A 26,712-nucleotide genomic window follows, 5' to 3' on the forward strand; every position below is an offset into this window, starting at 1 on the left:
AGCGTGAACGGCGGTGGCTTCATCAACACCTCGCGCGCGATCCTGACGACCGGTTCACCGAACTTCGCACCCGATGGGTCACTCGCGGGCTTCAATGTGACCGGCGGCAACATCACCGTGCAGGGCGCGGGGCTAGACGGTTCGGCTGTCGATCAGGTTGATCTGCTCGCTCGCGCGGTGCAGGTCAATGCGGCGATCTACGCCGGGAAGAACCTGAACGTTATCACCGGTGCGAACCAGATCGATCATGACTCGCTGGCGGCCACGCCGATTGCGGGCAATGGTCCGGCACCGGCCGTGTCGATCGACGTAAGCCAGCTGGGCGGAATGTACAGTGGGCGTATTTTTCTGGCTGGCAACGAGTACGGTGTAGGTGTTTCGAACCGGGGCGTGATCGCCGCGCAGGCGGGCGACCTGACGCTGCAATCAAACGGCCGGCTGGTGCTTGCCGGCAAGACCAGCGCGAGCGGCAATCTTGTCGCAACCGGCCGCGATAATGAGGTAGACATGTCCTCCTTCCCCGAAATTGACTACCAGCGACAATTAATCGTTTCTAGCCTCGACGACTTCACGCCGAATGCAGCGCTTCCGCACGTATGCGGCGGGCAGTTCGGCCGAAGCCCTAGCGTGTGGAAGCGTGCAGTAATCGACTCGACTTTCTATGCATCAACGTCAGGTGTGGCCTCCTGGAGGCTACCCATAGAAAGGAGATTTTGGCAAGCGCGGGCATTGATTTGCTTAAAGAGCTTTTGATAAACGGCGACAACGAAAATCATCTTGACGCGGACGTCTTATGGAACGCCTTGTACTTCAACGCGACGCCCAGGTTGGATGAAATTCTTGAGCGGTTGAGTTTGAGATCTTGGGACGCTTTGAAGCTCGGTTTAGACAATAGTTTCATTGCAGGTTTACGGCGAACGGGCGCGAAGACGTCAGTGCTGCGCGGCAGTTGCCTGCCTGAACCCGGGCTTTGCCGCGCTTCGTGAGCGACGGTTGGTGTGCCTGCGGTTTCCTTAGCTCCCGAAAAAGCTCACCGGCAGTTTCTTCCCTTGATCCGTCGCTCCCGAAAACGCTCACCTTAAAAACCCACTGGTGCGTACGGGACCATTCCGATCATCACCGTCCCTTGAGCGATGAACTTCGAACGGCATCGCTCAGTCCGGCAGACATATGGCTCGCTTTCCATCAAACACCGGTGGCCGTCGCGCGGAAAACGCCGCGAGTCCTTCGTTGATATGTTCGCCGAGGCCAGGCGGTACGCAATCTGGAACGGGATCTGAGAATGCAACTGCGCGAGCGCGGCGTGCACGGCGTAGTGCCCACCCCGCCTGAGCGGCAGATGCCGCTCAGGAAACCCGCACCCGCCGCACAAAAATGCGCCGCGTCAAATCGAACGCCACCAGATTGCCTGCCACCACCAGCACGAGGCCGACCACCGCCAACACGGACCATCGGTAGCCCTCGAACACCGTTGACACGGCCAGCGCCACAATCGGAAACAGGACGGTGCAGTAAGCGGCCCGTTCCGGCCCCATCCGCCCGACCAGCATCAGGTACGCCGTAAAGCCGATCACCGAGCCGAATATCGCCAGATAAACGAGCGCGCCGAGATAACGTGCGGACGGCTCGATGGCGAAGGAAAAGCCGGCCAGCGCGCTGCCTGCCGTCAACACACTAGCGCCGATCAGCATTGCCCAGCTATTCGTAGCGAACGGATGCAAGCCCATCGATTGCATCCGGCTCGACAGCAGATTGCCGGTCGAGAAGCACAATGTTCCAAGGAACGCGATCGCGAGACCCAACCACGCAGCATGGTCGGCAAGGTGTCCCGCCATCTGCTGGACAAACAGGCACACGATGCCGACGAGGCCCAGCAGCGCACCGGCAATCGCGGTCGGCTGCAATGGGCGGCCCATGAAAAGACGGCCGTTGATCGAGTTCAGGAGCGGCGCAATCGAAAAGACCACCGCCACGAGTCCGCTCGGCACAACCTGTTCGGCGTAGTAAAAGCACAGGAAGTTGGCGCAAAACAGCGCCAGCCCCTGCGCAACCAGGAAGCGCCATGCGGCGCGCGGCGGCCAGATCGGTCTGCGCATCAGGCGCAGCAGCACGAATAGCACCAGCGCCGCTATCCAGAAACGCCACGCGATCGATACCGGTGGCGGCACGACCCCCAGTTGCCATTTGATCGCGATCCAGGTGGTGCCCCAGATCAGAACGGTGGCGGCATAGAGCAACATATTCATGGCAAACCCGGCAGCAGTGAAATCAGGGACTCGACTATGCTGTGGCACGGGCGGTGGCACTTGTCCAGGATTGCGCATTTTTTCGTAGCGGCAAGCCGCTGCTAAAGGCTCGCCGTATACTGGCGCTTACTCATTGACCCGACAGCATCCGCTCGCCCCGTGAACGCCACGCCTCCCGCTCCCGTGATGGATTCCGCCGACACGCCGTTTGGCCTGCAGTCGGTATGTCACACACTGCGCGACGCCAACGCAAATCTCGAACGGTTTGCGTGGCTCGGCGATCAATTGGCAATCGCGCTCTGGACACGCGATACCGAAGAAGCTGAAACGGTCTATGACCAGCCCGGCCATCACACGCTGTCGTGTTATCTGGACGGCGGTTATCGCACGGAGCGGCAGAAATTGCCCGGCCGCTACGGCGCGCCCGCGCGGCTTTGCGCACTACCCGGCGACCACGAATCGCGCTGGTGGGTACGCGGTCACATGCACTTCATGCACCTGTACTTTCTGCCCGAGCATTTCACGCAGCGTGCCGTGCAGGAACTGGATCGCGAACCTCGAGAACTGACGCTCGCCGATCGCACCTATTTCGAAGACGCTCGTATCGCCACGCTGTGTCAATCGCTTGTCAACGAAAGCTGGCAGGACCCCGATAGTCTGCTGCGCACCAACGAAACCGCGCACCAGGTGTTGAGCTTGCTGCTGCGCGCGCAAGGCGTGCGCCGGACCGATGCGTCGCTCAAGGGCGGTTTGTCGGTCGCCACGCGGCGGCGCTTGCGCGACTATATCGAGAGTCACTTGACGGAATCGCTCACGCTCGGTGAGCTGGCCAGCGTGGCAACGCTGTCGGAATTTCACCTCGCGCGGATGTTCCGCACATCGTTCGGACTACCACCCGCTGCATGGATCGCGCAACAGCGGCTTGAACGCGCGCGCACGTTGCTGCGCACCACGTCGCTGCCGCTCACGCAAGTCGCCGAGCGTTGCGGGTACGCGAACGCCAGCCACTTCAGCCACCGGTTTCGCGAAAGCGTCGGCGTGGCGCCGACTGCATACCGGCAGGCGGTTGGCGTGGATTAGCCACTTTCGCCGCCGCCGCGCCCTTATTCAAGCGCCATCGCCAGCACGCGCGCCACGTGAATCGCTTCAACGCCCGCGCCGTCGTGAATCTGGTGACGGCAACTGGTACCGTCGGCGACCATCAGCGTATTGCCGTCGATCTTGCGCACTGCCGGCAGCAACGACAATTCCGCCATCGCCTGCGACGTTGCGTAGTGCTCAGCTTCGTAACCGAAGCTGCCCGCCATGCCGCAGCAGGACGACTCGACCGTCGATACCTTCAGGTCAGGGATCCATTTCAGCACGGTTTGCACGGGGGTGAACGCGTCGAAGGCTTTCTGATGGCAGTGGCCGTGTACGAGCGCTTGCGCCTTTGCCAAGGGCTTCAACGCGAGCTGCAAACGCCCGGCCTTTTCCTCGCGCACCAGAAATTCTTCGAATAGAAATGCCTGCTTCGATAGCTGCTGCGCTTCTTCACCAAAGCCGTAATGCAAGAACTCGTCACGTAACGACAGCAAACACGACGGCTCCAAACCGACAATCGGCACGCCACGCGCCACAAACGGCTTGAACAGGTCGAGCATGCGCCGCGCTTCCTGCTTCGCTTCATCGACCAAACCCGCGGCAAGGAACGTCCGGCCGCAACACACTGGCCGCTCGCCTTGTCGCGTATTGAAATGCACCGTGTAGCCGGCCGCCTCCAGCACGCGCTGCGCCGCGCGCGCGTTTTCCGGCTCCATATTGTTGTTGAACGTGTCGACGAACAACAGCACTTCTTTCAACGCCCCGCCAGCAGCCGGCTTGCCTGGCTTCGCTGTCGACAGAAACGACTTTTTGAAACGCGGCAGCGTGCGTTCAGGCGCAAAACCCACCGACCGCTTGAACCACGCCGACAAGACCGGCACGTTGTCTGCCAGCGCCATCGCGCCAGGCATACGGCTCGCCATTCCCGCATAGCGCGGCATGAATGCCACCAGCCTGTCGCGCACGCTCAAGCCATGCTGCTTCACGCGCGCTGCCCGCGCCTCGATCTTGAACTTCGCCATGTCGACGCCAGTCGGGCAATCGCGCTTGCAGCCCTTGCACGACACGCACAGATCGAGCGTGTCCTTGACGTCGTCACTGGCGAGCCCTGCTTCGCCAAGTTGCCCCGAGATCGCCAGACGCAACGTGTTCGCACGTCCGCGCGTCACGTGCTGTTCGTCTTTCGTCACGCGATAACTCGGGCACATCGTGCCCGCGTCGAACTTGCGGCAATGGCCGTTGTTGTTGCACATCTCGACAGCCTTCGCGAGACCGCCGGACAGATCGTTGCCGCTGCCCTGCGGTGTCTCTTGTCCCGTCAGCGGATCGCGTTCGACGTTCCATGCGGACCAGTCGAGCGCAGTCTCGATCCGATGCGCTTGATAGCCTGGCGCAAAGCGGAAATTGCGCGCGTCGTCCATTTTCGGCGGACGCACGATCTTGTCGGGATTGAAGCGATTGTCCGGATCGAATAGCGTCTTGATCTCGTTGAACGCCTGGTTCAAACGAGGTCCATATTGCCACGCGACCCATTCGCCACGGCACAAGCCGTCGCCGTGTTCGCCTGAATACGCGCCCTTGTATTCGCGCACCAGCGCCGCTGCTTCTTCGGCGATCGCGCGCATCTTTGCCGCGCCGTCGCGCCGCATATCGAGAATCGGCCGCACGTGCAGCGTGCCGACGCTCGCATGCGCGTACCACGTGCCTTCCGTACCGTTGCGGTGAAACACTTCGGTCAGGCGGCTCGTGTATTCCGCCAGATGTTCGAGCGGCACCGCGCAATCTTCGATGAAGGAGACCGGCTTGCCGTCGCCCTTCATGCTCATCATGATGTTCAGTCCGGCTTTGCGGACTTCCCACAACGCTTTCTGTTCATTCGCGTCAGGCATCTCGACGACCGAATCCGGCAACCCGAGGTCGGCCATCAGTTCGCTCAGTTGCTTGAGCGACGCGCGTTGCGCATCGCGGTTCTCGCCCGCGAATTCAACCAGCAGGATCGCTTGCGGCCGGCCCACCAGCGCCCTTTCGATCACCGGCCGGAACGCGGGATTGCTCGTCGCCAGATCGATCATCGTGCGATCGACCAGCTCCACTGCCACCGGCGTCAGCTTGACGATGTGTTGCGTCAGGTCCATCGCCTGCCAGAAGGTCGGGAAGTTGACCACGCCAAGCGTTTTGTGCGCGGGCAGCGGCGCGAGCTTCAGCGTCAATTGCCGGCTGAACGCGAGCGTGCCTTCCGAACCGACCAGCAGATGCGCAAGGTTCGCGATGCCGTCATCGGTATAGGCGCGTGGATTCTGGCAATCGAACACGTCGATGTTGTAGCCCGCCACGCGGCGCAACACCTTCGGCACGCGCGCGACGATCTCGTCACGCTCGCGCTCGGCAATCTGCTTCACGCCTTCGAGAATCTGCTGCAAGCGCGCGCCTTGCGGCGCGTCGCGCAACGATGCAAAACGCGCTTCGCTGCCGTCGGCGAGAATCGCGTCGATCGCCTCGACGTTGTGCACCATGTTGCCGTATTCGATCGAACGCGAGCCGCACGAATTGTTGCCCGCCATCCCACCGATCGTGCATTGCGCGGCCGTCGAGACATCGACTGGAAACCAGAGTCCGTGCGGCTTCAGCCAAGCGTTCAGATGGTCCAGCACGACACCTGGTTCGACCGTCACCGTTTGCGCATCGGCATCGAAAGCGACGATGTTGTTCAGCCACTTGCTGGTGTCGATCACCAGCGCTTCGCCGACCGTCTGGCCGCATTGGCTCGTGCCCGCCCCGCGCGCGAGCAGTGGCACTTTCTCGCTGCGCGCGATTTCCAGCGCCATGCGCAAATCGTCCTGATCGCGCGGCACCACTACGCCGATCGGTGTGATCTGGTAGATCGACGCATCGGTCGCGTAACGGCCGCGGCTCGCTGCATCGAATAGCACGTCGCCGCGTAACGACTTGCGCAGATGCTGCGCGAGCGGCGTCGTCACGCGCGCGGCGGACGGTCCCCCATGGCGACTTCCTCCGGGGCGCACCAGATGGATCGGCTTGACGAGAACAGCGGAGGTGGCATTCGTCATATCATCGGCCTGAGTGAAGGCAGGATGTTGGCTGTCGGCTTGATGAGGGCGAACAAAGAGCGCAGCGCAGTCCGCTTACACACCCAAGCGCGTGGCCCTGTGCGCTTTTTCGGTATCGTCGACAGCGAACTTGCTGTCCGGCTGCATGCGGAACGCGAGCACCACGCCGATCGCCATCAACAGCATGCTGCCGACGAACGGCAATTCCCAACTGCCGAAGTAGTCAATCAGAAAGCCGCCGGCCACCGGCGAGATGATCGCGGCCAATGCCGAACCGGTGTTCATCATGCCGCTCGCGGTGCCCGAGTATTCCGGCGCGATGTCCATCGGAATCGCCCACATCGGACCAATCGTCATTTCGGCGAAGAAGAAGCCGGACGCAAGGCACGCCATCGATAGATACAGGCTGTGCGTGAACATCAGCGGCACGAGCGAGATCAGGCAGAACATCATGCACACCGACACCATCCAGCTGCGCGCGCGCTTCAGACTCCTGGTGCGCGCGAAGATCCAGTCGGTGACGACGCCGCCGAGCGTATCGCCGAGTACGCCGGCAAAGAACACCGCAGAAGCGAAGATCGCCGACTTCTGCAGTTGCAGGTGATAGCTGTGCAGGAAGTACTGCGGAATCCAGCTGAGGAACAGCCACAAGGTCCAGCCGTAGCAGAAGTAGACGATCGTGACCGGCGCCATGCGGCGAAACAGTGCTTTCCACGGCACGCCTGCGGCTTTCGGCTTCGGCGCGGGCAAAACCTCGAGTTCTTCGGTCGTGATACGCGGATGATCCTTCGGATGTTCGGTGAACGTGAACGACCACACCGCGACCCACAGCAAGCTGAACACGCCGCAGATATAGAACGATTCGCGCCAGCCCCACGTCGCCATCACCAGCACGATCAGACCGGGCGCAACCGCATTGCCGATACGCGATGCCGCATGCGTGATGCCCTGCGCTAAGCCGCGTTGTTCTTTCGCAACCCAGCGCGCCATTGCGGAGGTGGCCGCCGGGAAAGTCGCGCCTTCACCGAAGCCGAGCAACACCCGCGCAGCCAGCAACGAAATCAAGCCACCGGCCAGACCGGTCAGCAAGGTGGCGAGGCCCCAGATCGCACCGCAGAAAATCAGCGTGCGTTTGGCGCCGAAGCGATCGCTAACCCAGCCACCGATGATCTGAAAAATCAGATACGGATACGCGAATGCCGAGAACACCAGACCGACTTCCGTATGTGAGAGGTGGAATTCCTTGCCGAAACCAGCGGCCGCGGTGCTGACGTTGACGCGGTCGAGGTAAGTGATGAAATACATGACGCATAGCATCACTAGAACGATACTGGTCGCACTGGTCACACGAAACCGTTTCATCGTCTCTCTCCATTGCTGTCTGTCGACGGCGCGCCTGGAATGGCGCGCTGCGTCGTCGTCCCGTCAGCGGCGTGCGCCGCGGGATCATCGCAAGTTGTTTGGGCCGCGTTCTGTGCGCGGCTTCGTGAGCGAAGCACGCCCCGTTTTCCCTTGCTGCGAGTTGCTTGTTGCGCGGATGCGCTACTGTGCTCAAGCCGCCGCTTTCAGGCCCGATGCGTGCGCCGGCTTGCTCAACCATTCCATAGCGGCCGGCAAGCCGCTTTCCTTGAGCGGCACGCCCGCGATCTTCAGGCCCATTTCGCAGCCGGCCAGCGTTGCCAGCAGCATCAGATCGTTGCAATCGCCGAGGTGGCCGATGCGGAACATGCGGCCTTTCATCTTGCCGAGGCCCGTGCCGAGCGACATGTCAAAACGTTCATAGATGACCTTGCGGACCGCGTCGGCATCGACGCCGTCGGGCGTCATCACGCCGGTGAGCACCGGGCTATACACGGCCGGATCGGCGCATTGAATCTCCAGCCCCCACGCGCGCACCGCGCGGCGGGTTGCTTCGGCGAGACGCTCGTGGCGGGCGAACACGTTGTCGAGCCCTTCGCCGAGAATCATCTCGAGCGCTTCGGAAAGCCCGTACAGCAGATTCGTGTTCGGCGTGTAGGGCCAGTAGCCGCTCTTGTTCATCTCGACGATCTCGCTCCAGTCCCAGAAGCTGCGCGGCAGTTTGGCCTGCTTGCTGGCGGCAAACGCCTTCGGCGAAATCGCGTTGAAGCTGATGCCCGGCGGCAGCATCAGGCCTTTTTGCGAACCCGACACCGTGACATCGACGCCCCATTCGTCGTGGCGATAATCGGCGCAGGCCAGACCCGAAATCGTGTCGACCAGCAACAGCGCCGGGTGACCGGCGGCGTCGATGGCGTGGCGCACGGCGGCGATATCGGAGGTGACGCCCGTGGAGGTTTCGTTGTGGACCACGCAGACGGCTTTGATCGCGTGCTGCGTGTCGGCGCGCAGACGCTCCTCGATCATTTGCGGCTGAACCCCGCGCCGCCAGCCTTCGATGCCGGGCAAACCGAGGAACTCCGGCTTCAATCCGAGGCTTTCGGCCATCTTTTTCCACAGCGTTGCAAAGTGGCCGGTTTCGAACATCAGCACGTTGTCGCCGGGGCTCAGCGTGTTCGACAGCGCCGCTTCCCACGCGCCGGTGCCTGACGCCGGATAGATCACCACCGGCTGCTGCGTCTTGAAGATCTTCTTGATGCCGTCGAGCACTTTGAGGCCAAGTTCGCCGAACTCCGGGCCACGGTGGTCGATAGTCGGGTAGCTCATCGCCCGGAGAATGCGGTCGGGCACCGGGCTCGGACCCGGAATCTGCAGGAAATGGCGGCCAGCGGGATGAAAGTCTAGCTTGAGCATTGGGTTCCTCCGTTTGAATTTTGCATGCAAAAAACTATATCAGACGATCACCGACGATCCCAAGGCAAAAATCGTCCGTTGATGCCCGTGTTTACCCGCACTCTTAACTAATCGATTGGCTTCCGATAAAATCCGACTAACACGATATTGAGGACTTTTGCATGCAAAATTCGGATCTGGGTGCACGCATTGCCGCGCCTCCGCTGATGCCGAAAGTGGAGCGTCAGCGGTTGCATGACACGGTGGTCGAGCACATCCGCCGCTTTATCGTCGAAGGCGCGCTGGAACCGGGCAAGAAGCTGAACGAACGCGAACTGTGCGAGACGCTGGGCATTTCGCGCACGCCGTTGCGCGAAGCGTTAAAGGTGCTGGCGGCCGAAGGGCTGATTGAGATTTCGCCGAACCGCGGGGCCTCGGTATCGAAGATGTCGGAAGCGGAGATGCGCGAGACCTTCGAGTTGATGAGCGGACTCGAGGCGTTTTCCGGCGAGCTGGCGGCTGAGAGGATGACGGCCGCTGAGCTTGCGGAGATCAAGGCGTTGCATTACGCGATGCTCGCGTGCCGGACACAGAACGATCTGGCCGGGTACTACAGTCGCAATCAGGCGATCCACGACAAGATCAACGAAGCAGCGCGTAATTCGGCGCTACGGCAGATTTATATTTCGGTGAACCATCGGTTGCAGGCGCTGCGGTTTCGATCGAATTTTCAGACCCCGAAGTGGGATCGCGCGATTCATGATCATGATGAAATGTTGAAGGCGCTTGAAGCGCGAGATGGAAAGAAGTTGAGCGCGATTCTTCGGCAGCATTTGCTGGATAAACGCGATGCGGTTTTGCAAGTGCAATCGCAGGAAGGGAGCGCTCCTTCGGCGCTGAAGGTTTAGGTTCTTGCGTTTGGCGGCGTCGCGGTCGGGATCGCGCCCCGGTTTGTCGTCGTCAAGCTGCTGCGGTATCTGGACGACGCGTATCTGACGATTCTGATGATTACCGCGGCGGCGGGTCGCAAGGAACTGTTGCGCATGCATCGGTCCGACCTGATTCACGACGAAGCTGCGCCGATCCAGACGCAGCCTCAGTCGACCATCGGCGAAATCAGTGCCCCTTGAACAGATCGAGCAACTGGTTCTGCATCGCCATCATCTCGTGCGCATGTTTCATCTCCATCTGCGCCATCGTGTCCTGGTACTCCATTTCCATCTGCATCATCTTCTGTTGAATGCCGATGGCCTGCGTGCGTTGTTCGGGCGTGAGCTTATCCATCATCATGCTGTAGTTCGGCGGCATGACGTAGGTGCCGGCGCGCCCGATTCCCTGTGCCTGCACCGAACCTGCTGCGAGCGCCAGCGGCAGCAGTCCGCACAGAATGATGGTTCGAATCGATTTCATGTCATCTCCAGTTTTACGTGAATAGCCGGCCATCGAGGCGGGCGGCATAAGCGACGTTCAAGCACTCAGAACGGCTGGCTCCGGTGGGATCCGTCACACACGCCTGCTCTGGGAACACAACACCCGGACCGGTTCTTAAGAACACCGGCCGGGTGTTTCATGGGCTTAGTCGCGGACGCTGACTGGAAATGACAGAGGGAAGAAAATAGTCTCGACGGCTTTTCGCTCACCTGAAGACACGCATCATTGCGACGCATCCTTCCGACGCAACGATTCCGGCAGACCGTACAGCACGATCAGCGCACAGACCAGGCTCATCGCGCCGATCACATACAGCGCCGGCGTGGTGCTGCCCGTCAGGTCGCGCACGCGGCCGACCATCACCGGACTCACAATGCCGCCGATCTGCCCGAGCGTATTGATCAGCGCGATCCCGCCTGCGGCGCCCGCGCCGGTTACGAGTTTCGGCGGCAGCGCCCAGAACGCCGGAATGGAAGCGACGACGCCCGCGCCCATCACGGCCAGCGCAACGACCAGCAACGCGGTTTGTTTATCGAAGAAGCCTGCGGCAAAGAAGCCGACCGCCGCCATCACGAGCAGACCGCAGACGAACTTGCGCCTCTCGCCCGTGGCATCCGACATCCGGCCGACAACCATCATGCAGATCGCACCGGCGATATAGGGCACTGCCGTGAGCAAGCCGATCACCGTCGGATTGTCGGTGCCGGCGACGCGGATCAGATGCGGCGCCCAGAAGTTGAGTCCATACGACGCAACCTGAATCAGGAAGTAGACGAGCCCAAGCGTCAGGAAACCGGGCGTTCTAATTGCACCCATCAACGAATGTCCACTACTGGGGTGCCGGCTTTGTTGTGCGATCTGGCTCGACAGATACGATTTCTCCGCCGCCGACAGCCATCCTGCATCCTCGATGCGATCCTTCAACAGCTTCAGCACGAGAATGCCGAGCGCCACGCAAGGCAACCCGCCGAGCAGAAACAACCAGTGCCAGCCCGGCATGCCGAGCACGCCGTTCATATGCCCGATCACCAGACCCGCAACCGGCGCACCGACCAGACCTGAAAATGCGGACGCGAGAAACAGCATCGACGTGATGCGCCCGCGATAGCTCGGCGGAAACCACAGCGTCAGGTAATACAGCACGCCCGGCGCAAAGCCCGCTTCCATCGCGCCGATCAGAAATCGCAACCCGTAGAACTGCCATTCGATATGGACGAATATCATCGCCGCCGTCGCCAAACCCCATGAAATCATGATCCGGGCAATCCAGCGACGCGCACCGACCTTGTACAGAAACAGATTGCTCGGTACTTCGAACAATACATAGCCGATCACGAACAGACTCGCGCCAAGGCCGTACGCGGTATCGGACAACCCAAGGTCGCTCTGTAGCTGAAACTTGGCGAAGCTGATATTGATACGGTCGAAAAACGCAAACAGATAGCAGATCATGATCAGCGGCATCAGCCGCCACGCAACTTTGCGGATGATTGCCGCGGCGTCGTGTCCGCTGTGCTGACGGCTGCCGGTTGCGACTGCGCCGAGGTCACTCATGGTTATCTCCAATGCCGGATTCGGCAGCGCCGCCCGGTCGTATAGTCGGTTAAAAGAAGATCAAATCTGCAGAACGTATTCCGGCACGGGATGCAGATCGCAATTGCGGCCCGCTTTCGCCAGTTGGCCTGGCACCTCGTGACCGAGCAAAGCAGGCAAGCCGCGCGACAACGCAATCAGCTTCTCCAGATCGATCGCGGTCGGAATGCCCATCTCGTCGCACATATTCACGAGGTCTTCCGTGCAGATGTTGCCGGACGCGCCCGGCGCGAACGGACAGCCGCCGAGGCCGCCCAACGCCGCGTCGAAGCGGCGCGCGCCGGCCTCATACGCGGCCAGCACGTTGGCGAGGCCAAGACCGCGCGTGTCATGAAAGTGCAGCGTCAGCGCCGCAGTGGGCAGACGTTCGAGCACGCGCGTGACAAGCCGCGCGACCTGGCGCGGATTCGCCATGCCGGTCGTATCGGCCAGCGTGACGCCCTGCATGCCCATCTCGCGATAAGTATCGACAATGCCGATCACGCGGTCTTCATCGATCTTGCCTTCGAACGGACAACCGAACGCGGTCGCCACAGTCGCGTTGAGCGTGGCCTGCGACGAACCCTTGACGAGCTTCACGATATCGCCGAAAGCCATCAGCGACGCCTCGCAGCTCATCCGCAGGTTGGCGCGGTTGTGCGTCTGACTCGCCGACATCACCAGATTCAGTTCACCGGCGCGCGACGCCAGCGCGCGTTCGGCGCCCTTCAGGTTCGGCACCAGCCCGACGTAAATCACGTTCGGATGCCGCTCGATCTGCTGGAATACGGCCTCGCCGTCACGCAGTGCCGGAATCGCTTTCGGCGACACGAACGAACCCGCCTCGATGCGCGTGAACCCCGCGATCGAAAGCGCGTTGATCAACGCGATCTTGTCTGCGGTTTCGACCCATGTCGGTTCGATCTGCAAGCCATCGCGCGGCGCGACTTCCTGCACGATCAGCTTGTCGAAGCTGGAAGCGTTCATTGCACTGCTCCTTCGCGGCGCAGCCGCTCGGTATCGCCGCCGCCGAAGCCAAGTTCGCTCAGCACGCTTTCGGTATGCTCGCCCAGCGCCGGCCCTTGCCAGCGCACTTCGCCCGGCGTGTCCGACAGCTTGGGCACGATGCCCGGCATCTTCACCGAGGCGCCGCCGGGCAGGTCAGCTTGCAGCAGCATGCCGCGCGCCTGGTAGTGCGGATCGGCAACGATATCGGCGACGGAATAGATGCGTCCCGCGGGCACTTCGGCGCGTTCGAGCGCGGCCAGCACGTCCTCGGTGGAATGATGCGAGGTCCACGCAGTGATCGCCTGATCGAGCAGCGCGCATTGCTTTGCGCGGCCGTCGTTACGAGCGAGAGCGGAATCGTCGGCGAGATCGGCTCGGCCGATCACATGCATCAGGCGTTTGAAGATCGGATCGCTGTTGCCGGCGATCACGACGTAGCCATCGTCTTCGGTCGGATAGGTGTTCGATGGTGCGATGCCCGGCAACGCGCCGCCGCTGCGCTCGCGCACGTGACCGAGCAAGTCGTATTCGGGCACGAGGCTTTCCATCAGATTGAACACGCTCTCGACCAGCGAGACATCGACGACCTGGCCCTCGCCCTGCCCCGTCTTCACGCGCAGCAGCGACATCAACGCGCCGATCACGCCGTGCAGCGAAGCGAGCGAATCGCCGAGGCTCACGCCGGCGCGCGCCGGTGCGCCGTCCATTTCGCCTGTCGTATAGCGGATGCCGCCCATCGCTTCACCGATCGCGCCAAAGCCCGGCCGGTCGCGATAAGGACCGGACTGGCCGTAGCCGGAGATGCGCACCATCGTCAGTTTGGGGTTGATCGCGTGCAGCACGTCCCAGCCGAGACCGAGCTTTTCGAGCGCGCCAGGACGGAGATTTTCGATCACGACGTCGGTGTCGGCGGCGAGCCGTTTGACGATATCGATACCGTCCGCCGACTTCAGATTCACACAGATGGATTTCTTGTTGCGCGACTGCAGATACCACCAGAGCGAGGTGCCTTCATGCAGCTTGCGCCATTTGCGCAGGGGATCGCCCATCTCCGGGGCTTCGATCTTGATGACTTCGGCGCCGAACTCGGCCATGAGGCGCGCGGCGAACGGCGCGGCGATGAGGGTTCCGATCTCGACTACGCGGATACCCTGAAGGGGTCCACCCATGATGCTGTCTCCGAAGCTGGTTTCGTGTTGAGAGACAGCTTAGAAGCGAAGCCGCAGTAGCGTCCAACCGCAATTCGCCAACGGCCGTTCGCGAACGGCGAACGCTCAGCGATTGGACACTGCCGGCAAGGTTTCCGACGCCTCGATTGAGCGCAGGTGATCGAACAGCAGCCGGCTCACCGGCGACAGCGCCTCGACATCGCGCACTATCAGCAGCAGGTTGCGTTCGGACCAGGCGTCTTCCAGCGGCACGCCGATCAGGCCAAGCGTACGGCCCATGATCTGATAGACCTTCAGTGGCAAGACGCCAACGCCCATGCCAGCCTGTACCATCCGGCACACTGCGTCGAAGCCCGGCACGTGGATGCGCAAACGCAAGTGTTTGCCCGCCTGGCGCGCGGCCATATGCGTGCGGGCGTTGATCGAACTGGCCGCGTGCAGGCCGACGTGATCGCCGTCCAGCGTTTCAGCAAAGGCGATACTGCTGCGGCCGGCCAACGGATGATCGTCGCGCATCACGAGCACCAGCGAGTCGTGCCGATAGTGCGTAACGTGCAGATCGCGCGTGTCGGCGTCGCCGGAACAGATGCCGAGGTCGGCGAGGCTATCGTCGACGGCTTCGACCACGCCGCCGCTCGGCCGCTCTTCGAGATCGAGCTTGACGCGCTCGTGCTGCAACTGGAACGCGCGTAAATCCTCCGGCAGGAATTCGACAATCGCAGACAGGTTGGCCATCATGCGCACGTAGCCGCGCACGCCGCTTGCGTGCCCAGCCAGTTCGATGCCGATATTTTCGATGTCGCGCATCACGCGGCGCGCATGATGCAGCAGCGTTTCGCCGGCCGGCGTCAGCGTCATGCCACGCGCGTTGCGCCGGAACAATGTGGCGCCGACCGCCTGTTCGAGTTCGAGCAGACGTTTGCTCGCGGCCGACACGGCAATCGCTTCGCGCTCGGCGGCACGCGTGAGCGTGCCTTCTTCGTAGACGGCGAGAAAGAGTTGAAGCGTGGTGAGGTCGAGCCTTCGTAGAAGGTTTTTGATTACCATGGCGTGGCGCCGCGTCGTTGAGCAATGCGTCTATTCTGACGCCAGACACGGAAAATAGGTGCGGCCCCCAGCTAACCCCCTAATCCCTCCACGCCGAGCCAAGAATCATCGTGCAGAAATTCTCGCGATGATAATGCGGGTCTTTCAGCGCCAGCACGTCCGCCTTCACGTTGCCGAAAGTCGTCTCCGGTTTGTGAATCGTGCCATGCGCAAACGCATCGATGATGCCTTCCTTGAAATGCGCGCCGCGTGGATGCGCATGGATCACCTCATGCCGCTGTTGCTCGGTGAACTCGTCGTAGGCGAGGCCGAGCACGTCCATCTCGACGCCCGCCGTGACCAGCGCGACCACCGGCTTCATATATTGCGGAATGCCCGGCGTCGTGTGCAGCGCAATCGAATTCCACACCTGTTCGATATCGTCCTCGCCGATGCCGTGGCGCCGCAGGAAATCACGCGCCGCGTTCGCGCCGTCCACTTCGAAGCGATCGTGTTCGCTGCTATACGGCGCGACAAGTCCCATGTCGTGAAACATCGCGCCGATGTACAGCAGCTCGGCATCGTACTTGAGCTGTTTGCGCGTGCCGGCCAGCGAGCCGAACAGGAACACGCGCCGCGAATGATGGTAGAGCAATTCGGTTTCGGTATCGCGCACGAGCTGGGTGGCCTCGCGCGCCATCATGCTGTCGGGAATCTGAATGCCTGCGATCGTGGTCATGTGCTGTGCTCCGTGAATGATGCGGTAAAGAAGGCGCGCGGTCCTGGTGAGTTGAAAGCGCGTTTGGTATGCTGGTTCGTGACGCTTTTTCTGCTGCTCAAACCACGCGTCGATGAAGTTCAGTATTGGCGAACGCGTTATCACGGGCAATCGCGGTGGACCGCCGAACACTGCCAAACGCACGGCGTCAACTGCCGCGCCCTGCGGATCCGGTTCATCGTTAAAGGGAGTCATTCGATGCCTACCGTCGTGATCGCTATCTTTCCGGGTGTGCAGGCTCTCGACGTCGCCGGTCCCGTCGATGTTTTCTCCGAAGCCAATCGGTTCGTTGCACCGCAAGATCGCTATGAGGTAACGCTGCTGAGCGCGGAGCCGGGACCGCTGCGCGCATCCAACGGCATGACGCTCACTGCCGACGCCACGTTCGAACAGGCGCGCCGCCCCTTCAACCTCGCATTGGTCGCGGGCGGCCCCGCGTTGCCGGACGCCGCGCCCGATGCGCGGCTGCTGGAATGGCTAACGAAGGTCGCCATGCAGTGCGACCGCTACGGCTCGATCTGCACCGGCGCTTTCGCGCTCGGCCATGCCGGACTGCTCGACGCGCACGACGTCACGACGCACTGGCAGCACGCGGCACAACTGGCAGCACAATTTCCGCAAGCGCGCGTCGACTTCGATCGCATCTATCTGCGCGACCGGCAACTGGTGACGTCGGCCGGCGTCACGGCGGGAATCGATCTCTCGCTTGCGCTGGTGGCGGAGGACCATGGGCCGCGCACGGCGCTGGCTGTCGCCAAGCGGCTGGTGGTGTTCGCGCAACGGCAAGGCGGCCAGTCGCAGTTCAGTCCCTACCTGAGTGCGCCGGCCGATGAAACCTCACCGGTGGCCAAGGTGCAGGCGCATGTGATGGAGCGGATTCGCGAGCGTTTCACTGTGAAGCAACTGGCCGACGTCGCGGGCATGAGCGCGCGAAACTTCGCGCGCGTGTTCGTGCAGGAGACCAACGTCACGCCGCACGAGTTCGTCGAGCGCGCCCGCGTGGATGCGGCGCGCAAGTTGCTCGAAAGCAGCGGTGCGGCGCTCAAGACGATTGCTTACGATTGCGGTTTCGGCACCGCTGACCGGATGCGCATTGTCTTCACGAGGCGAATCGGCGTGACGCCGATGCAGTATCGGGAGCGCTTTCGCTCCGCCTGAAGGAAGCCCGATTGGCGGCGTCGCTGCAAGCATGCAATGCTGCATGAGAAAATGGCGGCTTCTCCAGGCCATCCATCACAACGACATGACCACCTCCTCTCCGATCCGCGCGATCGTCACCGGCCATACTCGCGGCCTCGGCGCTGCGCTCGCAGAACAACTGCTCGCGCGCAATGTCGCGGTGCTGGGCTTGTCCCGCTCGCGTCACGCCACGCTTGCACAGCGCTTCGCGGCGTTGCTCGAAGAGATCGAACTGGAACTGGCCGACCCCGCGCGTGTCGCGCAATGGCTGGCGGGCGACGCACTGCGCGGCTTTGTCAGCGGCGCGCAAAGCGTGCTGCTCATCAACAACGCGGGCATGGTGCAGCCGATCGGTCCGCTCGAAGGGCAGGACGCCGCGGCCATCGCCAGCGCGGTAAGTCTGAACGTCGCGACGCCGCTGATGCTGGCGAGCGCCGTCGCGGCGGCCAGCGTCGACGCCAGCGATCGGCGCATCGTGCATATTTCGAGCGGCGCGGCGCGCAATGCATACCCCGGCTGGAGCATCTACTGCTCGACCAAAGCCGCACTCGACCATCATGCGCGCGCCGTCGCACTCGATGCGAATCGCGCGCTGCGTATTTGCAGCCTGGCACCGGGCGTCATCGATACGAATATGCAGGCACAGATTCGCGGCAGCGACGCCGAGCAATTTCCGATGCGCGAAAAATTCGAAGACCTTAAGCGCAACGGTCAACTTTCGACACCTGAACAATGCGCTACCCAGTTGCTGGATTACGTCTTCAGCGATGCGTTCGGGCAAACACCCGTGGCCGACATTCGCGAGATCGCGAAGCAAGCCTGAGGCGCGGTTTCGCTGCTCCCGAAAACTCTCACCTTTCGGCTGACTAGCCGATCAAGCACATGCCGGGCGCGACCATCGCTCCGCGCCCGGCAACGCCAATCTCCATCTCACCGCGCGGCACGAACACAGCGTCGTATCTCCGCACCGTTCGCACATGGCACGGCTCAACTCCCGAAAAGTCTCACCTTTGGCACGGAGCGGCCGGGGCAAGGCGCGAGGCGGGGATCGGTCCACTCCCGAAAAAGCTCACCGCCGGGGCTTAGGGTCAGGCGGCAAAGGCATGCTGGGCGTGGCACCGGTGGGTCAGGACAGGCTATTCCCGCAAACCCTCACCTTTGAACGCGTTTGAGTATTTTGCATACCCAGGTAAGAGACGATGTGTCGACCGGCGTTGCTCACGGTTGCGCATCGACGATGATGCTGCCTGCGCCCTCTACCGGATTTTCATCAGCCAGTTGAGCGCGCCACGCATCAGCTCCCGAAAAATCTCACCTTTGGCCTGCGCCGCCGCGTTTGTATCGCTTAGCTCGCCAGCTTGCGGAACGTTTCCAGCACCGCGTCGCCCTTGAACGGCTTGACGATCCAGCCTTTGACGCCGGCCGCCTTGCCGCGCTCCTTCATCGCCGGGCTGCTTTCGGTGGTCAGCATGATGACGTTGACGGTCTGGTTCGCGAGTTCGCCGCGAATCTTTTCGACCATCGTCAGACCGTCCATGTTCGGCATGTTGACGTCGCTGATCACCAGTTTGATGCCGGGGCTGGCCTTCAGCTTGGCGAGACCGTCTTTGCCATCCACGGCGGTGTCGACGTCCAGGCCGTTCTTCTTCAGGAAGCCGGCCACTTCATCGCGCACCGTGCTCGAATCGTCCACCACGAGAATCTTCGACATGTTTTTTCCTATGACAACAATCAGAACAGCTCCAGCTCTCCGCTGGTTTCTTCGATCGCGCTCATATCCGCCATGAAGTCGATCGGCGCATCCGCGCAGACGCACACCGTCGCGGCAAGCTGCACTGAACCGTCGATGGTGATCGAATACGAAGACAGAAAATCCGGTTTCAATTCCTGCAAATACGACAGGCAACGGGCGCTCAACACGTAAGGTGTCGACATGCCGAGGTCCGGGAAATAGTGCAGCAGTTCCTGATTCATCGCGCCGCAGCACAGATTGCAGATTTCCAGAAACGCTTCCTGGAAAGATTGGTCGGCGGCATCTTTCAGGAAGTAATTGCGGGCGCTGTCGTTTTCATCGAAGTGAAGAATCAGCAGCAGTCTGAACACGATCGACGAGATGGTCAGCACGACGACCTGGGTGTCACGGGTTGCGCCCGTACCGGCTTCCGCGATCGGCACGATCTCGCACGTATCGCTCGATTGCAGCGGCAGGCGCGCCTGCGCCGCCTTGCGAAAAATGCGTTCGAAGCTCTCCTTCGCCTGGCCGGTGATCACGTCGGCACCTGGTGAAGCTTTGCCTGAAACTGATTGACCAGCGACTCGACGCTGCTCAGCGAAGCAGCGATCATCTTGCCGCCCGCCTGGATGTCCTGAAACGTCGAAGTCGTGGTCAGGTCATTGCGGTGCAGGCTGTCGCGGTAGCTCTTCGACAATTCCTCGGAGCGCGCCGCGAGCTCGCGAACCTCGCTCGCCACCACCGCAAAACCGCGTCCCGCCGTACCCGCTCTTGCGGCTTCGATCGACGCGTTCAGCGAAACGATCACCACGTGCCGGACAATCGACGAAAGCTCCTGATTTTTTGTGTGCATGTCGTGGTTCTGCGTCATCAGCGAAATCATCTGCTCGTGCCAGCGTTCGAACGTCGCGCCGAGACTCTTCAGACGCGCGGCTTCGCTTGCGATCTGTTGCGCGTGATGCGTCCACTGATCTTTGTCGTCGTCGGCGGCTTTCAACGCTGCCCGCAGATCTTCAGAGGCGGCCGCTTGCTGCGCCACCTCTTCGCGCAACTGCGCGAGCGACGCCTCCAGGTCGAGCGCCGACTGCTCGCGCTCACGGAGCGTTTCGACATGACCCGCATGCTCGGACAGCAGCGTGTTGATGCGCGCTTCGCTTTCAGCGCGCAACCGGGCGACGGTCTGTCTGCTTTGCAACTTGTGCGCGGCGAATGCCAGCAGCGCAGTGATTGCGCTGCCTGCTACCGCGGCTATCAGATACTGTTGAATCACAACCGATCCTTCCGAAATCCATCAAAAAGCTCAATCAGCCATCGCGTCGAGTCGCAGTTCGCCTGCGTCGCCACGCGCACGCACACCTAAGGTATCGACAGCGACGTTGTCCGGCAGGCAAACGATCGTCTGGAACTGGCGGAACGATGCGCCCTTGTGATCGTCGGTGAAGCGCAATTCGATGCTGCCGTTCTCGCGCTTAAGGAAGTCGCGCACGGCATCCATGCCGACACCGCGACCCGATACTTCCGTGACCGTTTCCGCCGTCGAGAAACCCGGCCGGAAAATGAAATCGGCAATGGCTTCGTCGCTGAGCGATTCGTCGCGACCGACCCAGCCGCGCTCGATGGCGATGCCGCGAATCCGTTCGAGCGCGAGGCCACGGCCGTCGTCGCTGAGCGTGATCTGCAGCGCGCCGCTGTCCACGCCGACTTCGATATCGATCGTGCCGGCCGGCGTCTTGCCTTGCGCAGTACGCGCCTCGGCGGTTTCGATGCCGTGGTCCATCGAATTGCGCAGCAGATGCATGAACACATTGTTCAACGTGCCGCCTGCCTGAGCACGCAAGCGATAGCCGTTGTCGTCGATACGCACGTTCGGCGCCTGCTTGCCCAATTCATGCGCGAGCGACGGCAGTGAGTCGAGCACGCCGGACAGCGCATCGCGCACGCTTTCGCTGCCCAGTGCGGACAAGTTCTGGCGCATTGCATCGCGCATTGCCTGCAACTCATGCAGCTCGCCCGGATTGGCTGCATCGAGCAATCGCAGGGTCTGCTGGATGTGTTCCTTCTCGACTATCACGTAGCGGCCAGCGTCGCCTGCATTGCTCGTGCGGTTCGCGCCCTTGCGGCCGAGGCTCAGTTCGTTGATCTTCGCGTAGCTCTCGATGGCTTCGCGAACGCGCGTCAGTTCCTGCATCAGATGTTCCTGATCCCACGAACGGTCCGCGTCCGGCTGGCGCAGTTCGTGATAGCTCTGCTCCGTTTCGTGGACGACGTTGGTCAAATGCTGGAGGTTATAGGTCCGCGCGTTGCCCTTGATCGTGTGCATATTGCGGAACAGCTCGGCGATCGCCGCGTGGTCCGCTTCCGAATGCTTGCGAATGATCCGTTCGTTCTCGCTGACAAACCCAGCGGAGCTTTCGATGAAGTGATGGAACTTCTCTTCGCTGACCGCGAGAATCTCGCCGATCATGTCGAGGCGCCGACGTTGTTCGCTGGCTTCGGCAGCAAGCTTGCGCAACTCGGTAACGTCGCGCACGCACAGCATTAGGCGCACGATGACGTCGTTTTCGTCGGTGATCGCCGACCAGCTCAGGTCGAGAATTTTCACGCGGCCATCGGCCATTCGCTTCGAAATCTCGCCCACCAGCAGATGCTGATTGAACGCGAAGTTGATGCAGTCTTCGCCGAGGCACGCATGCGTTGCCGCATCGACTTGCGAGAGGACGTCCGAGCCGAGATCGGTGTCTGAAAACACCAGGTCCATGAGGCTGCGGCCGGCGATGTCCTTCGTTTCGAAGATGTCTTCCAGATACGCCGAGTACTCCGCGTGAACCACGGCGCCATCGATCACCGTCAGAATACCCTGCTGCATGTTCTGCAACATCGCCTGAATGTCGGCGGTCTTCTGTTTGAGTTGTGTCGAGCTTTCCTGAATCTTTTCGATCATCCCGTTGAAGGCGACGATCGAGTGGCCGATCTCATCCAACCGGCCCACCGGCACGCGCCGCGTGAAATCCTGGCTCGAGGCGATCTCGCTCATCATCGCCTGCATGCGGCTGAGCGGGCGAGTGATCTGGCGGTAGAGCAGCGAGCCGATCGAGGTCAGCAGAATGATCGCGATGCCGGTGACGATGGCGATCGCCGTCGTGGTGGTGGCCAATCTTGCGTTCAGCGTGGTAATCGCTTCGTCTTTCTCGCGGTTCTTCTCGACGCGCAAGGTTTCGACGATGCCTTCGAGTTCGTCGCGATACTGCGCGACGTTGGCAAACAGATAGGCTTGCGCGAGTTCGTTCTTGCCCGCGGCCTTCATCTTCGCCGTCTCGGCGATTGCGGAGAAGTAGTTTTCCAGGCTGTCATTGGCTTGCAGCACCAGGCCTTTTTGCGCGTGGCTGGCGGCGTCTTTCGCTTGCAGCGCGAGCGCCTGTTGCAGCGAGACTTTTTTCTTCTTCAGTTCGTCCTGTGCCTGGGCGACCATGTTGTCGTCCGGCGCGTAGACCAGCGTCATCGTGGCGAGTTGCACGTCTTTGACTTGCGACACGAGGTCGGCGGACGCGAGTGCGCTGGGCACGACGCCCTCCGTCACCTGCCGCACTTCGGCCGCGCTGCCGCGCGTCTGATAGACGGCGTAGGCCCCGATCGCCGACAGGGCGACGAACATCAAGATAACCAATAGCGTGATGCGATGACGGATAGTCATGTGGAACCCCCGGGGGTGTGGCCTGGTGCGTCGGCCCTCTCGCGGGGCAGCGCGTTTTTTTACGAAATCTGGTCATGCGTGCAACGCGTACGATTATTCCGGGCGCATGTTACCGAGCGATGACTAAATGCTGATAAACCAATATCAAGGCAAGGAAAGGCGACGCCGTAGGCAAACCGACATAGCACGCCACGCGCGACGAACAAACCGTCAGCGAATCGACGGAAGATGCTTCGCGGCCTCACGCAATGTGAGCGGTGAGACAACGTCTCGTGCGCGGTATGCTCGCGCCAGCCGAGTTGATGAATCATCGCGATACGCCGAACCTTTGGTACTCTCGTTGCGGCATGGACCATAAGACGTGTGCGCATGCCAGCAGGTGCTCCGCGCTCTCGACCGGCAGCCGCTTGAAGACCGGCAATATCGCTTGCCGCCGCAGCGGCGTCGGCACGCCGATGAACTCGAAGTGGTTGCGCATATAAGCGCGCATCGCGAGCGCGCGCTGGGCATCGGCGTGCGGGGCGAGCGCCGCCTTGATCTCGTCGCCGAATACGTTGGGTGTCATCCCGAATATCCTCACCTTTGAGTTTGAAGTGCGTCGACAGGTAGCAGGATTCTCACCACGCGCGTTCCCGAATGTTCTCACCTATCGACGGTCGGCCTCACGCCCATCCACCACCCAGCACCCAGCACCCAGCACCTTGTACCAGGTTACGAGATTGACCTGTCGCTAAAGACTATCCGATGCGAGCTGTTGCTGCGCAGTATAGAGGGCGCGCAGACGGCGTGGACCGCGTGATCGGCCTGCAACGCGGGGCCGACGACTATCTCGGCAAACCGTTCATGCCGCAGGAACTGCTCGCGCGCATTCATGCGGTGCTGCGCCGTCGTGCTCAACCATCACCGTCGGCGGGTCTGATGTGGACTTCCTGGAAATCCTCACCTAATTGCGTCGTCACGCTCGCAGCGGATCGTCCTGACTCCTGGAATGACTCACCTTTGCGGACCATCTCCTGGAATTCCTCACCATCCCCCTGCGCTAACGTCTTATCCACCGCGAGAAAATTATTATCCGCCCCCGCTGTAAGAATTGCGCCTATGCTCCGACTAAGTCCAACGCCCTGTCTTATAGCGATAGCTCGTTCGTTTCCAGGCTATCGAGACGAAGGCGGGCACAACTGGATGGCCCAACGGGCAGAGGAGCTTGACGAATGGATATCGACTTCGACTGCACAATGTGCGGCAAGTGTTGTCACAACCTTCGGTTACCGTTGACGGTGGCTGAAGCAATCACCTGGCTAAAACGGGGTCACCACGTTCAGCTATTTCTCGAGGCTATCCCGTGGCCCGAAGAGCCTGCGGACGATAATTTGGTGGCGGCACACAAACGCCGGCGCTCGTTTCCCGCCTCAAGCGGCTCTCTACCGATACGGGTCGTGGCGGTGATTGTCGCCGCGTTCGATGGTCCGTGTCCGAACCTCAAGGAAGATATGCGGTGCGGCGTATACGAAAGCCGGCCGCTGGTGTGCCGTATCTATCCGGCGGAGATCAACCCATTCATTCCCTTGAACCCGGAGCAGAAAGGATGTCCGCCCGAAGCGTGGACACAGGCCACCACACCGCTACTTAGGCAAGGAAAAATCGTCGATGCGCAAATCGCAGCGTTGATCGCAGAGTCGCGCAACACAGATGCTGCCGACGTCGACGCAAAGGCCGCTCTTTGCGAGGGACTCGGAATCGCCAGCGTCGCGCTGAGCAATGAAGGCTTCGTTGTCTACACGCCGGACGCGTCCGCTCTGCTGAGCGCCCTGGAATCGGCGCAAGCGGTTATCGCGCCAGTACGGCCACAGTCATGGCAATTTGTATCAAATCGAAGCGCGACCGTCGACGCGTTACGTTCTGTCGATGCGGTCGCGTCGGAGAGGTCGGCTTGGGAAACAGAATCAGCCGAATTCTTAGGTTTTTTCCCAGACGAAGTGATAGGAAATTCCAGTCCAACGCCTAAAACTTCACCTTCACCTGAAACCCGATCGTGAAAGGAAGATTGTCCGAAGGAATCGGCGGAATCACGATGAAGTTCGCGCCGACGCGTTTATATTCGACCATCACGATCGGCGCGACCACCGGCCCGATCGTATGGTCGCGGCCCAGGCCCCAGTTGCCGTAGTTGTAGCCCGAGATGATCCCGCCGATCGCCGCGATCCGGACGATGCCCCAGTGCGCGAAGTCAGGCGACCAAACGCCGCCACCGTAGTACGAAGGCCGCCGCAGCGAGTTGCGAAAGCCGCCGGCGGTCAGCGCCCACTGGTTGTTGAGCCAGCATTCGACGCCCAAACCCGGATTGAACGGTTCGAAATGGGTGTTGGGGTCGGGGTTGATGTGATACGAGCCGAGCATCATGTCACCCCATATGCCGCCCTTGCACCAGTCGCCCGCATGCGCGGCGGACACCGCAGCGAGGCTCGCGACGAGCGCCACGGCGGTGCGTCGGATATTTCTTTTTATCTGCCGAAAATGCATGTCCTCTCCGTCACCGGTCGAGTGCCGGTGTCATTCACGTTTTGGGTATTCCTGCTTGCCGTCCGTCGCGCACTGTACCTCAACCCGCACACGCGATGTGGAGGACACGCTCGGGCGCTCAGGCACAGGACGCGCCCTGCGGCCCAGGCACAACAATAGCGGGGAACCGAGGCAGAGCGGTGAACGCACGGCGGGCGTTCACCTCGAAGGTTTAGAGCCCGAGATCGGAGAGGCCCGGATGATCGTCGGGACGGCGGCCCAGCGGCCAGCGATACAAACGGTCGGATTCACGGATCGGCAAATCGTTGATGCTCGCATGACGGTGCGCCATCAACCCATGCTCGTCGAATTCCCAGTTTTCGTTGCCGTACGAACGGAACCAGTTGTTCGAATCGTCGTGCCATTCGTACGCAAAGCGCACGGCGATGCGGTTATCGGTGAACGCCCATAGTTCCTTGATCAGCCGGTAGTCGAGTTCCTTCGCCCATTTACGGCGCAACAGTCCGACGATCTCCGCGCGGCCATGCGTGAACTCGGCGCGGTTGCGCCACACGCTGTCCGGCGTGTAGGCGAGCGACACGCGCTCGGGGTCGCGGGTATTCCAGCCGTCTTCCGCGGCGCGCACTTTCTGGATCGCGGTTTCGCGCGTGAACGGCGGCAGCGGTGGGCGGGTTTCGAACGGGTCGGCCATGATGGCTCCTCAGTCAGGTTGCGGTCCGCCGGGATGGCGGCCAGTTGTGTGCGGATTTGCCTGTGGATTCGGTGTCGAGCAATGCTTCGGCGGCAGCGCGCGCGTCGAGCGCGGCGTCGGGTTCGCCGCTCACCAGCGCGACGGCGATCGCGCCGTCGAGCAGAATCAACCATTGACGCGACAAACGCGCGGCGCGGCGACGGTCCATGTCGGATTCCAACGCGTATTCATCGCACTGTGTTCGCACGAAGGCCAACAGACGTTCCTTGTGCTCGCGCGCGACGATTCGAATCGGATCGTCCGCGGAACCAATCTCGCCGGCCGCGTTCAAAAACGCACAGCCGTGAAAATCCTCCGACGCAAACCATTCGCGCAGCACGTCGAACATACCGAGCAGGCGTTTGCGCGCAGTCTTGCCATGCTGCTGCGTGCCCGCGATGAACCAGTTCATCCAGCGTTCATCGCGCCGTTCAAGCGCAGCGGCCACCAGCGCATCTTTCGATTCGAAATGCGTGTAGAAGCTTTTACGCGCGGTGCCGGACTGCTTGACGATCGCGTCAACGCCGGTTGCATGGATGCCGCCGGCGTAAATCAATGCTTCAGCGGCATCGAGCAGCCGTTCGCGCGCACTGCCCGGCGCGAGAGATTCAGTTTCAGTTTGCGTAGCCATGCGCGGATGGTAGAACGATCATTCTCCTCCGTCAAGTTTTCGCGTGCTTTTGCGGATTGAGTACGCTAGCTGCTATCGTGATGACGATCGGTCAACC

At 61.5% G+C, this 26,712-nt stretch carries 23 protein-coding genes and 2 pseudogenes; 7 read left to right on the forward strand and 18 right to left on the reverse strand.

Annotation, left to right across the window (positions count from 1 at the left end; all coding sequences use genetic code 11):
• Positions 1-495: pseudogene (locus tag SB772_RS22190) on the forward strand (hypothetical protein); the annotation flags it as partial.
• An 851-nt stretch (positions 496-1,346) separates the two neighbouring features.
• On the opposite strand, the gene SB772_RS22195 reads toward SB772_RS22190, so the two are convergent.
• Positions 1,347-2,246: a DMT family transporter gene (locus SB772_RS22195; RefSeq protein WP_410835359.1), complete on the reverse strand. Its 900-nt coding sequence runs from the start codon at positions 2,244-2,246 to the stop codon at positions 1,347-1,349.
• A gap of 159 nt (positions 2,247-2,405) precedes the next feature.
• Between SB772_RS22195 and SB772_RS22200 the strand changes: the two genes are divergently transcribed.
• The gene (locus SB772_RS22200; RefSeq protein ID WP_410835360.1) at positions 2,406-3,326 is read left to right on the forward strand and encodes a helix-turn-helix domain-containing protein; all 921 of its coding nucleotides are present in this window, start codon (positions 2,406-2,408) and stop codon (positions 3,324-3,326) included.
• A 23-nt stretch (positions 3,327-3,349) separates the two neighbouring features.
• On the opposite strand, the gene SB772_RS22205 is transcribed toward SB772_RS22200, so the two are convergent.
• The 3 genes from SB772_RS22205 to SB772_RS22215 form a co-directional block, all read right to left on the reverse strand.
• Complete coding sequence (locus tag SB772_RS22205; RefSeq protein ID WP_410835361.1) at positions 3,350-6,397, reverse strand: FAD-binding and (Fe-S)-binding domain-containing protein; 3,048 nt, start codon at positions 6,395-6,397, stop codon at positions 3,350-3,352.
• A gap of 75 nt (positions 6,398-6,472) precedes the next feature.
• Entirely contained in the window at positions 6,473-7,759 is a 1,287-nt protein-coding gene (locus tag SB772_RS22210) for an MFS transporter (protein WP_410835362.1), read from the reverse strand.
• Positions 7,760-7,948: 189 nt separating this feature from the next.
• Complete coding sequence (locus tag SB772_RS22215) at positions 7,949-9,169, reverse strand: pyridoxal-phosphate-dependent aminotransferase family protein (RefSeq protein ID WP_410835363.1); 1,221 nt, start codon at positions 9,167-9,169, stop codon at positions 7,949-7,951.
• A 161-nt stretch (positions 9,170-9,330) separates the two neighbouring features.
• Here SB772_RS22215 and SB772_RS22220 point away from each other — a divergent pair, with 161 nt between their 5' ends.
• Positions 9,331-10,056: a GntR family transcriptional regulator gene (locus tag SB772_RS22220; protein WP_410835364.1), complete on the forward strand. Its 726-nt coding sequence runs from the start codon at positions 9,331-9,333 to the stop codon at positions 10,054-10,056.
• 208 nt (positions 10,057-10,264) lie between these two features.
• Here SB772_RS22220 and SB772_RS22225 read toward each other — a convergent pair whose 3' ends face one another.
• From SB772_RS22225 to SB772_RS22250, 6 genes are all read right to left on the reverse strand, one after another.
• On the reverse strand, positions 10,265-10,558 hold the full coding sequence (locus SB772_RS22225) for a hypothetical protein (RefSeq protein WP_410835365.1): 294 nt from the start codon (positions 10,556-10,558) through the stop codon (positions 10,265-10,267).
• A 243-nt stretch (positions 10,559-10,801) separates the two neighbouring features.
• The gene (locus SB772_RS22230; protein ID WP_410835366.1) at positions 10,802-12,133 is read right to left on the reverse strand and encodes an MFS transporter; all 1,332 of its coding nucleotides are present in this window, start codon (positions 12,131-12,133) and stop codon (positions 10,802-10,804) included.
• 60 nt (positions 12,134-12,193) lie between these two features.
• Positions 12,194-13,138 carry a hydroxymethylglutaryl-CoA lyase gene (locus SB772_RS22235; protein ID WP_410835367.1) on the reverse strand — a complete coding sequence of 315 codons (945 nt, stop codon included), beginning with the start codon at positions 13,136-13,138 and terminating at the stop codon, positions 12,194-12,196.
• Entirely contained in the window at positions 13,135-14,328 is a 1,194-nt protein-coding gene (locus SB772_RS22240; RefSeq protein ID WP_410835368.1) for a CaiB/BaiF CoA transferase family protein, read from the reverse strand. Before SB772_RS22240 ends, SB772_RS22235 begins: the two co-directional genes overlap by 4 nt.
• Before the next feature lie 105 nt (positions 14,329-14,433).
• Entirely contained in the window at positions 14,434-15,375 is a 942-nt protein-coding gene (locus tag SB772_RS22245) for a LysR family transcriptional regulator (protein WP_410835369.1), read from the reverse strand.
• A gap of 79 nt (positions 15,376-15,454) precedes the next feature.
• Positions 15,455-16,093 carry an HD domain-containing protein gene (locus tag SB772_RS22250; RefSeq protein ID WP_341317265.1) on the reverse strand — a complete coding sequence of 213 codons (639 nt, stop codon included), beginning with the start codon at positions 16,091-16,093 and terminating at the stop codon, positions 15,455-15,457.
• Between the two features lie 237 nt (positions 16,094-16,330).
• Here SB772_RS22250 and SB772_RS22255 point away from each other — a divergent pair, with 237 nt between their 5' ends.
• Both SB772_RS22255 and SB772_RS22260 read left to right on the forward strand, forming a co-directional pair.
• A complete protein-coding gene (locus SB772_RS22255; protein WP_410835370.1) occupies positions 16,331-17,290 on the forward strand; it encodes a GlxA family transcriptional regulator in 960 nt (319 codons plus the stop codon).
• Between the two features lie 85 nt (positions 17,291-17,375).
• Positions 17,376-18,134 carry an SDR family oxidoreductase gene (locus SB772_RS22260; protein WP_410835371.1) on the forward strand — a complete coding sequence of 253 codons (759 nt, stop codon included), beginning with the start codon at positions 17,376-17,378 and terminating at the stop codon, positions 18,132-18,134.
• 522 nt (positions 18,135-18,656) lie between these two features.
• Here SB772_RS22260 and SB772_RS22265 read toward each other — a convergent pair.
• The 5 genes from SB772_RS22265 to SB772_RS22285 form a co-directional block, all read right to left on the reverse strand.
• Positions 18,657-19,022 carry a response regulator gene (locus SB772_RS22265; RefSeq protein ID WP_175151774.1) on the reverse strand — a complete coding sequence of 122 codons (366 nt, stop codon included), beginning with the start codon at positions 19,020-19,022 and terminating at the stop codon, positions 18,657-18,659.
• A 20-nt stretch (positions 19,023-19,042) separates the two neighbouring features.
• On the reverse strand, positions 19,043-19,582 hold the full coding sequence (locus SB772_RS22270) for a hypothetical protein (RefSeq protein WP_410835372.1): 540 nt from the start codon (positions 19,580-19,582) through the stop codon (positions 19,043-19,045).
• A complete protein-coding gene (locus SB772_RS22275; RefSeq protein WP_410835373.1) occupies positions 19,579-20,313 on the reverse strand; it encodes a methyl-accepting chemotaxis protein in 735 nt (244 codons plus the stop codon). The genes SB772_RS22270 and SB772_RS22275 overlap by 4 nt, the downstream gene beginning before the upstream one ends.
• 30 nt (positions 20,314-20,343) lie before the next feature.
• A complete protein-coding gene (locus tag SB772_RS22280) occupies positions 20,344-22,734 on the reverse strand; it encodes a HAMP domain-containing protein (protein WP_410835374.1) in 2,391 nt (796 codons plus the stop codon).
• A gap of 307 nt (positions 22,735-23,041) precedes the next feature.
• A complete protein-coding gene (locus SB772_RS22285) occupies positions 23,042-23,299 on the reverse strand; it encodes a DNA alkylation repair protein (protein WP_410835375.1) in 258 nt (85 codons plus the stop codon).
• A gap of 209 nt (positions 23,300-23,508) precedes the next feature.
• Here SB772_RS22285 and ompR point away from each other — a divergent pair.
• Positions 23,509-23,646: pseudogene (gene ompR, locus SB772_RS22290) on the forward strand (two-component system response regulator OmpR); the annotation flags it as partial.
• 299 nt (positions 23,647-23,945) lie between these two features.
• Positions 23,946-24,770 (forward strand): YkgJ family cysteine cluster protein, encoded by an 825-nt coding sequence (locus SB772_RS22295; RefSeq protein WP_410835376.1) that lies wholly within the window; start codon positions 23,946-23,948, stop codon positions 24,768-24,770.
• Here SB772_RS22295 and SB772_RS22300 read toward each other — a convergent pair.
• The 3 genes from SB772_RS22300 to SB772_RS22310 form a co-directional block, all read right to left on the reverse strand.
• On the reverse strand, positions 24,736-25,254 hold the full coding sequence (locus SB772_RS22300) for a hypothetical protein (RefSeq protein ID WP_410835377.1): 519 nt from the start codon (positions 25,252-25,254) through the stop codon (positions 24,736-24,738). The two genes, SB772_RS22295 and SB772_RS22300, sit on opposite strands and share 35 nt — an antisense overlap.
• A gap of 211 nt (positions 25,255-25,465) precedes the next feature.
• Complete coding sequence (locus SB772_RS22305; RefSeq protein ID WP_410835378.1) at positions 25,466-25,945, reverse strand: DUF1348 family protein; 480 nt, start codon at positions 25,943-25,945, stop codon at positions 25,466-25,468.
• 13 nt (positions 25,946-25,958) lie between these two features.
• The gene (locus SB772_RS22310; RefSeq protein ID WP_410835379.1) at positions 25,959-26,615 is read right to left on the reverse strand and encodes a TetR/AcrR family transcriptional regulator; all 657 of its coding nucleotides are present in this window, start codon (positions 26,613-26,615) and stop codon (positions 25,959-25,961) included.
• Between the last annotated feature and the right edge of the window lie 97 nt (positions 26,616-26,712).

Source organism: Paraburkholderia sp. SIMBA_030 (genome assembly GCF_046535245.1).
Lineage (GTDB): Bacteria > Pseudomonadota > Gammaproteobacteria > Burkholderiales > Burkholderiaceae > Paraburkholderia.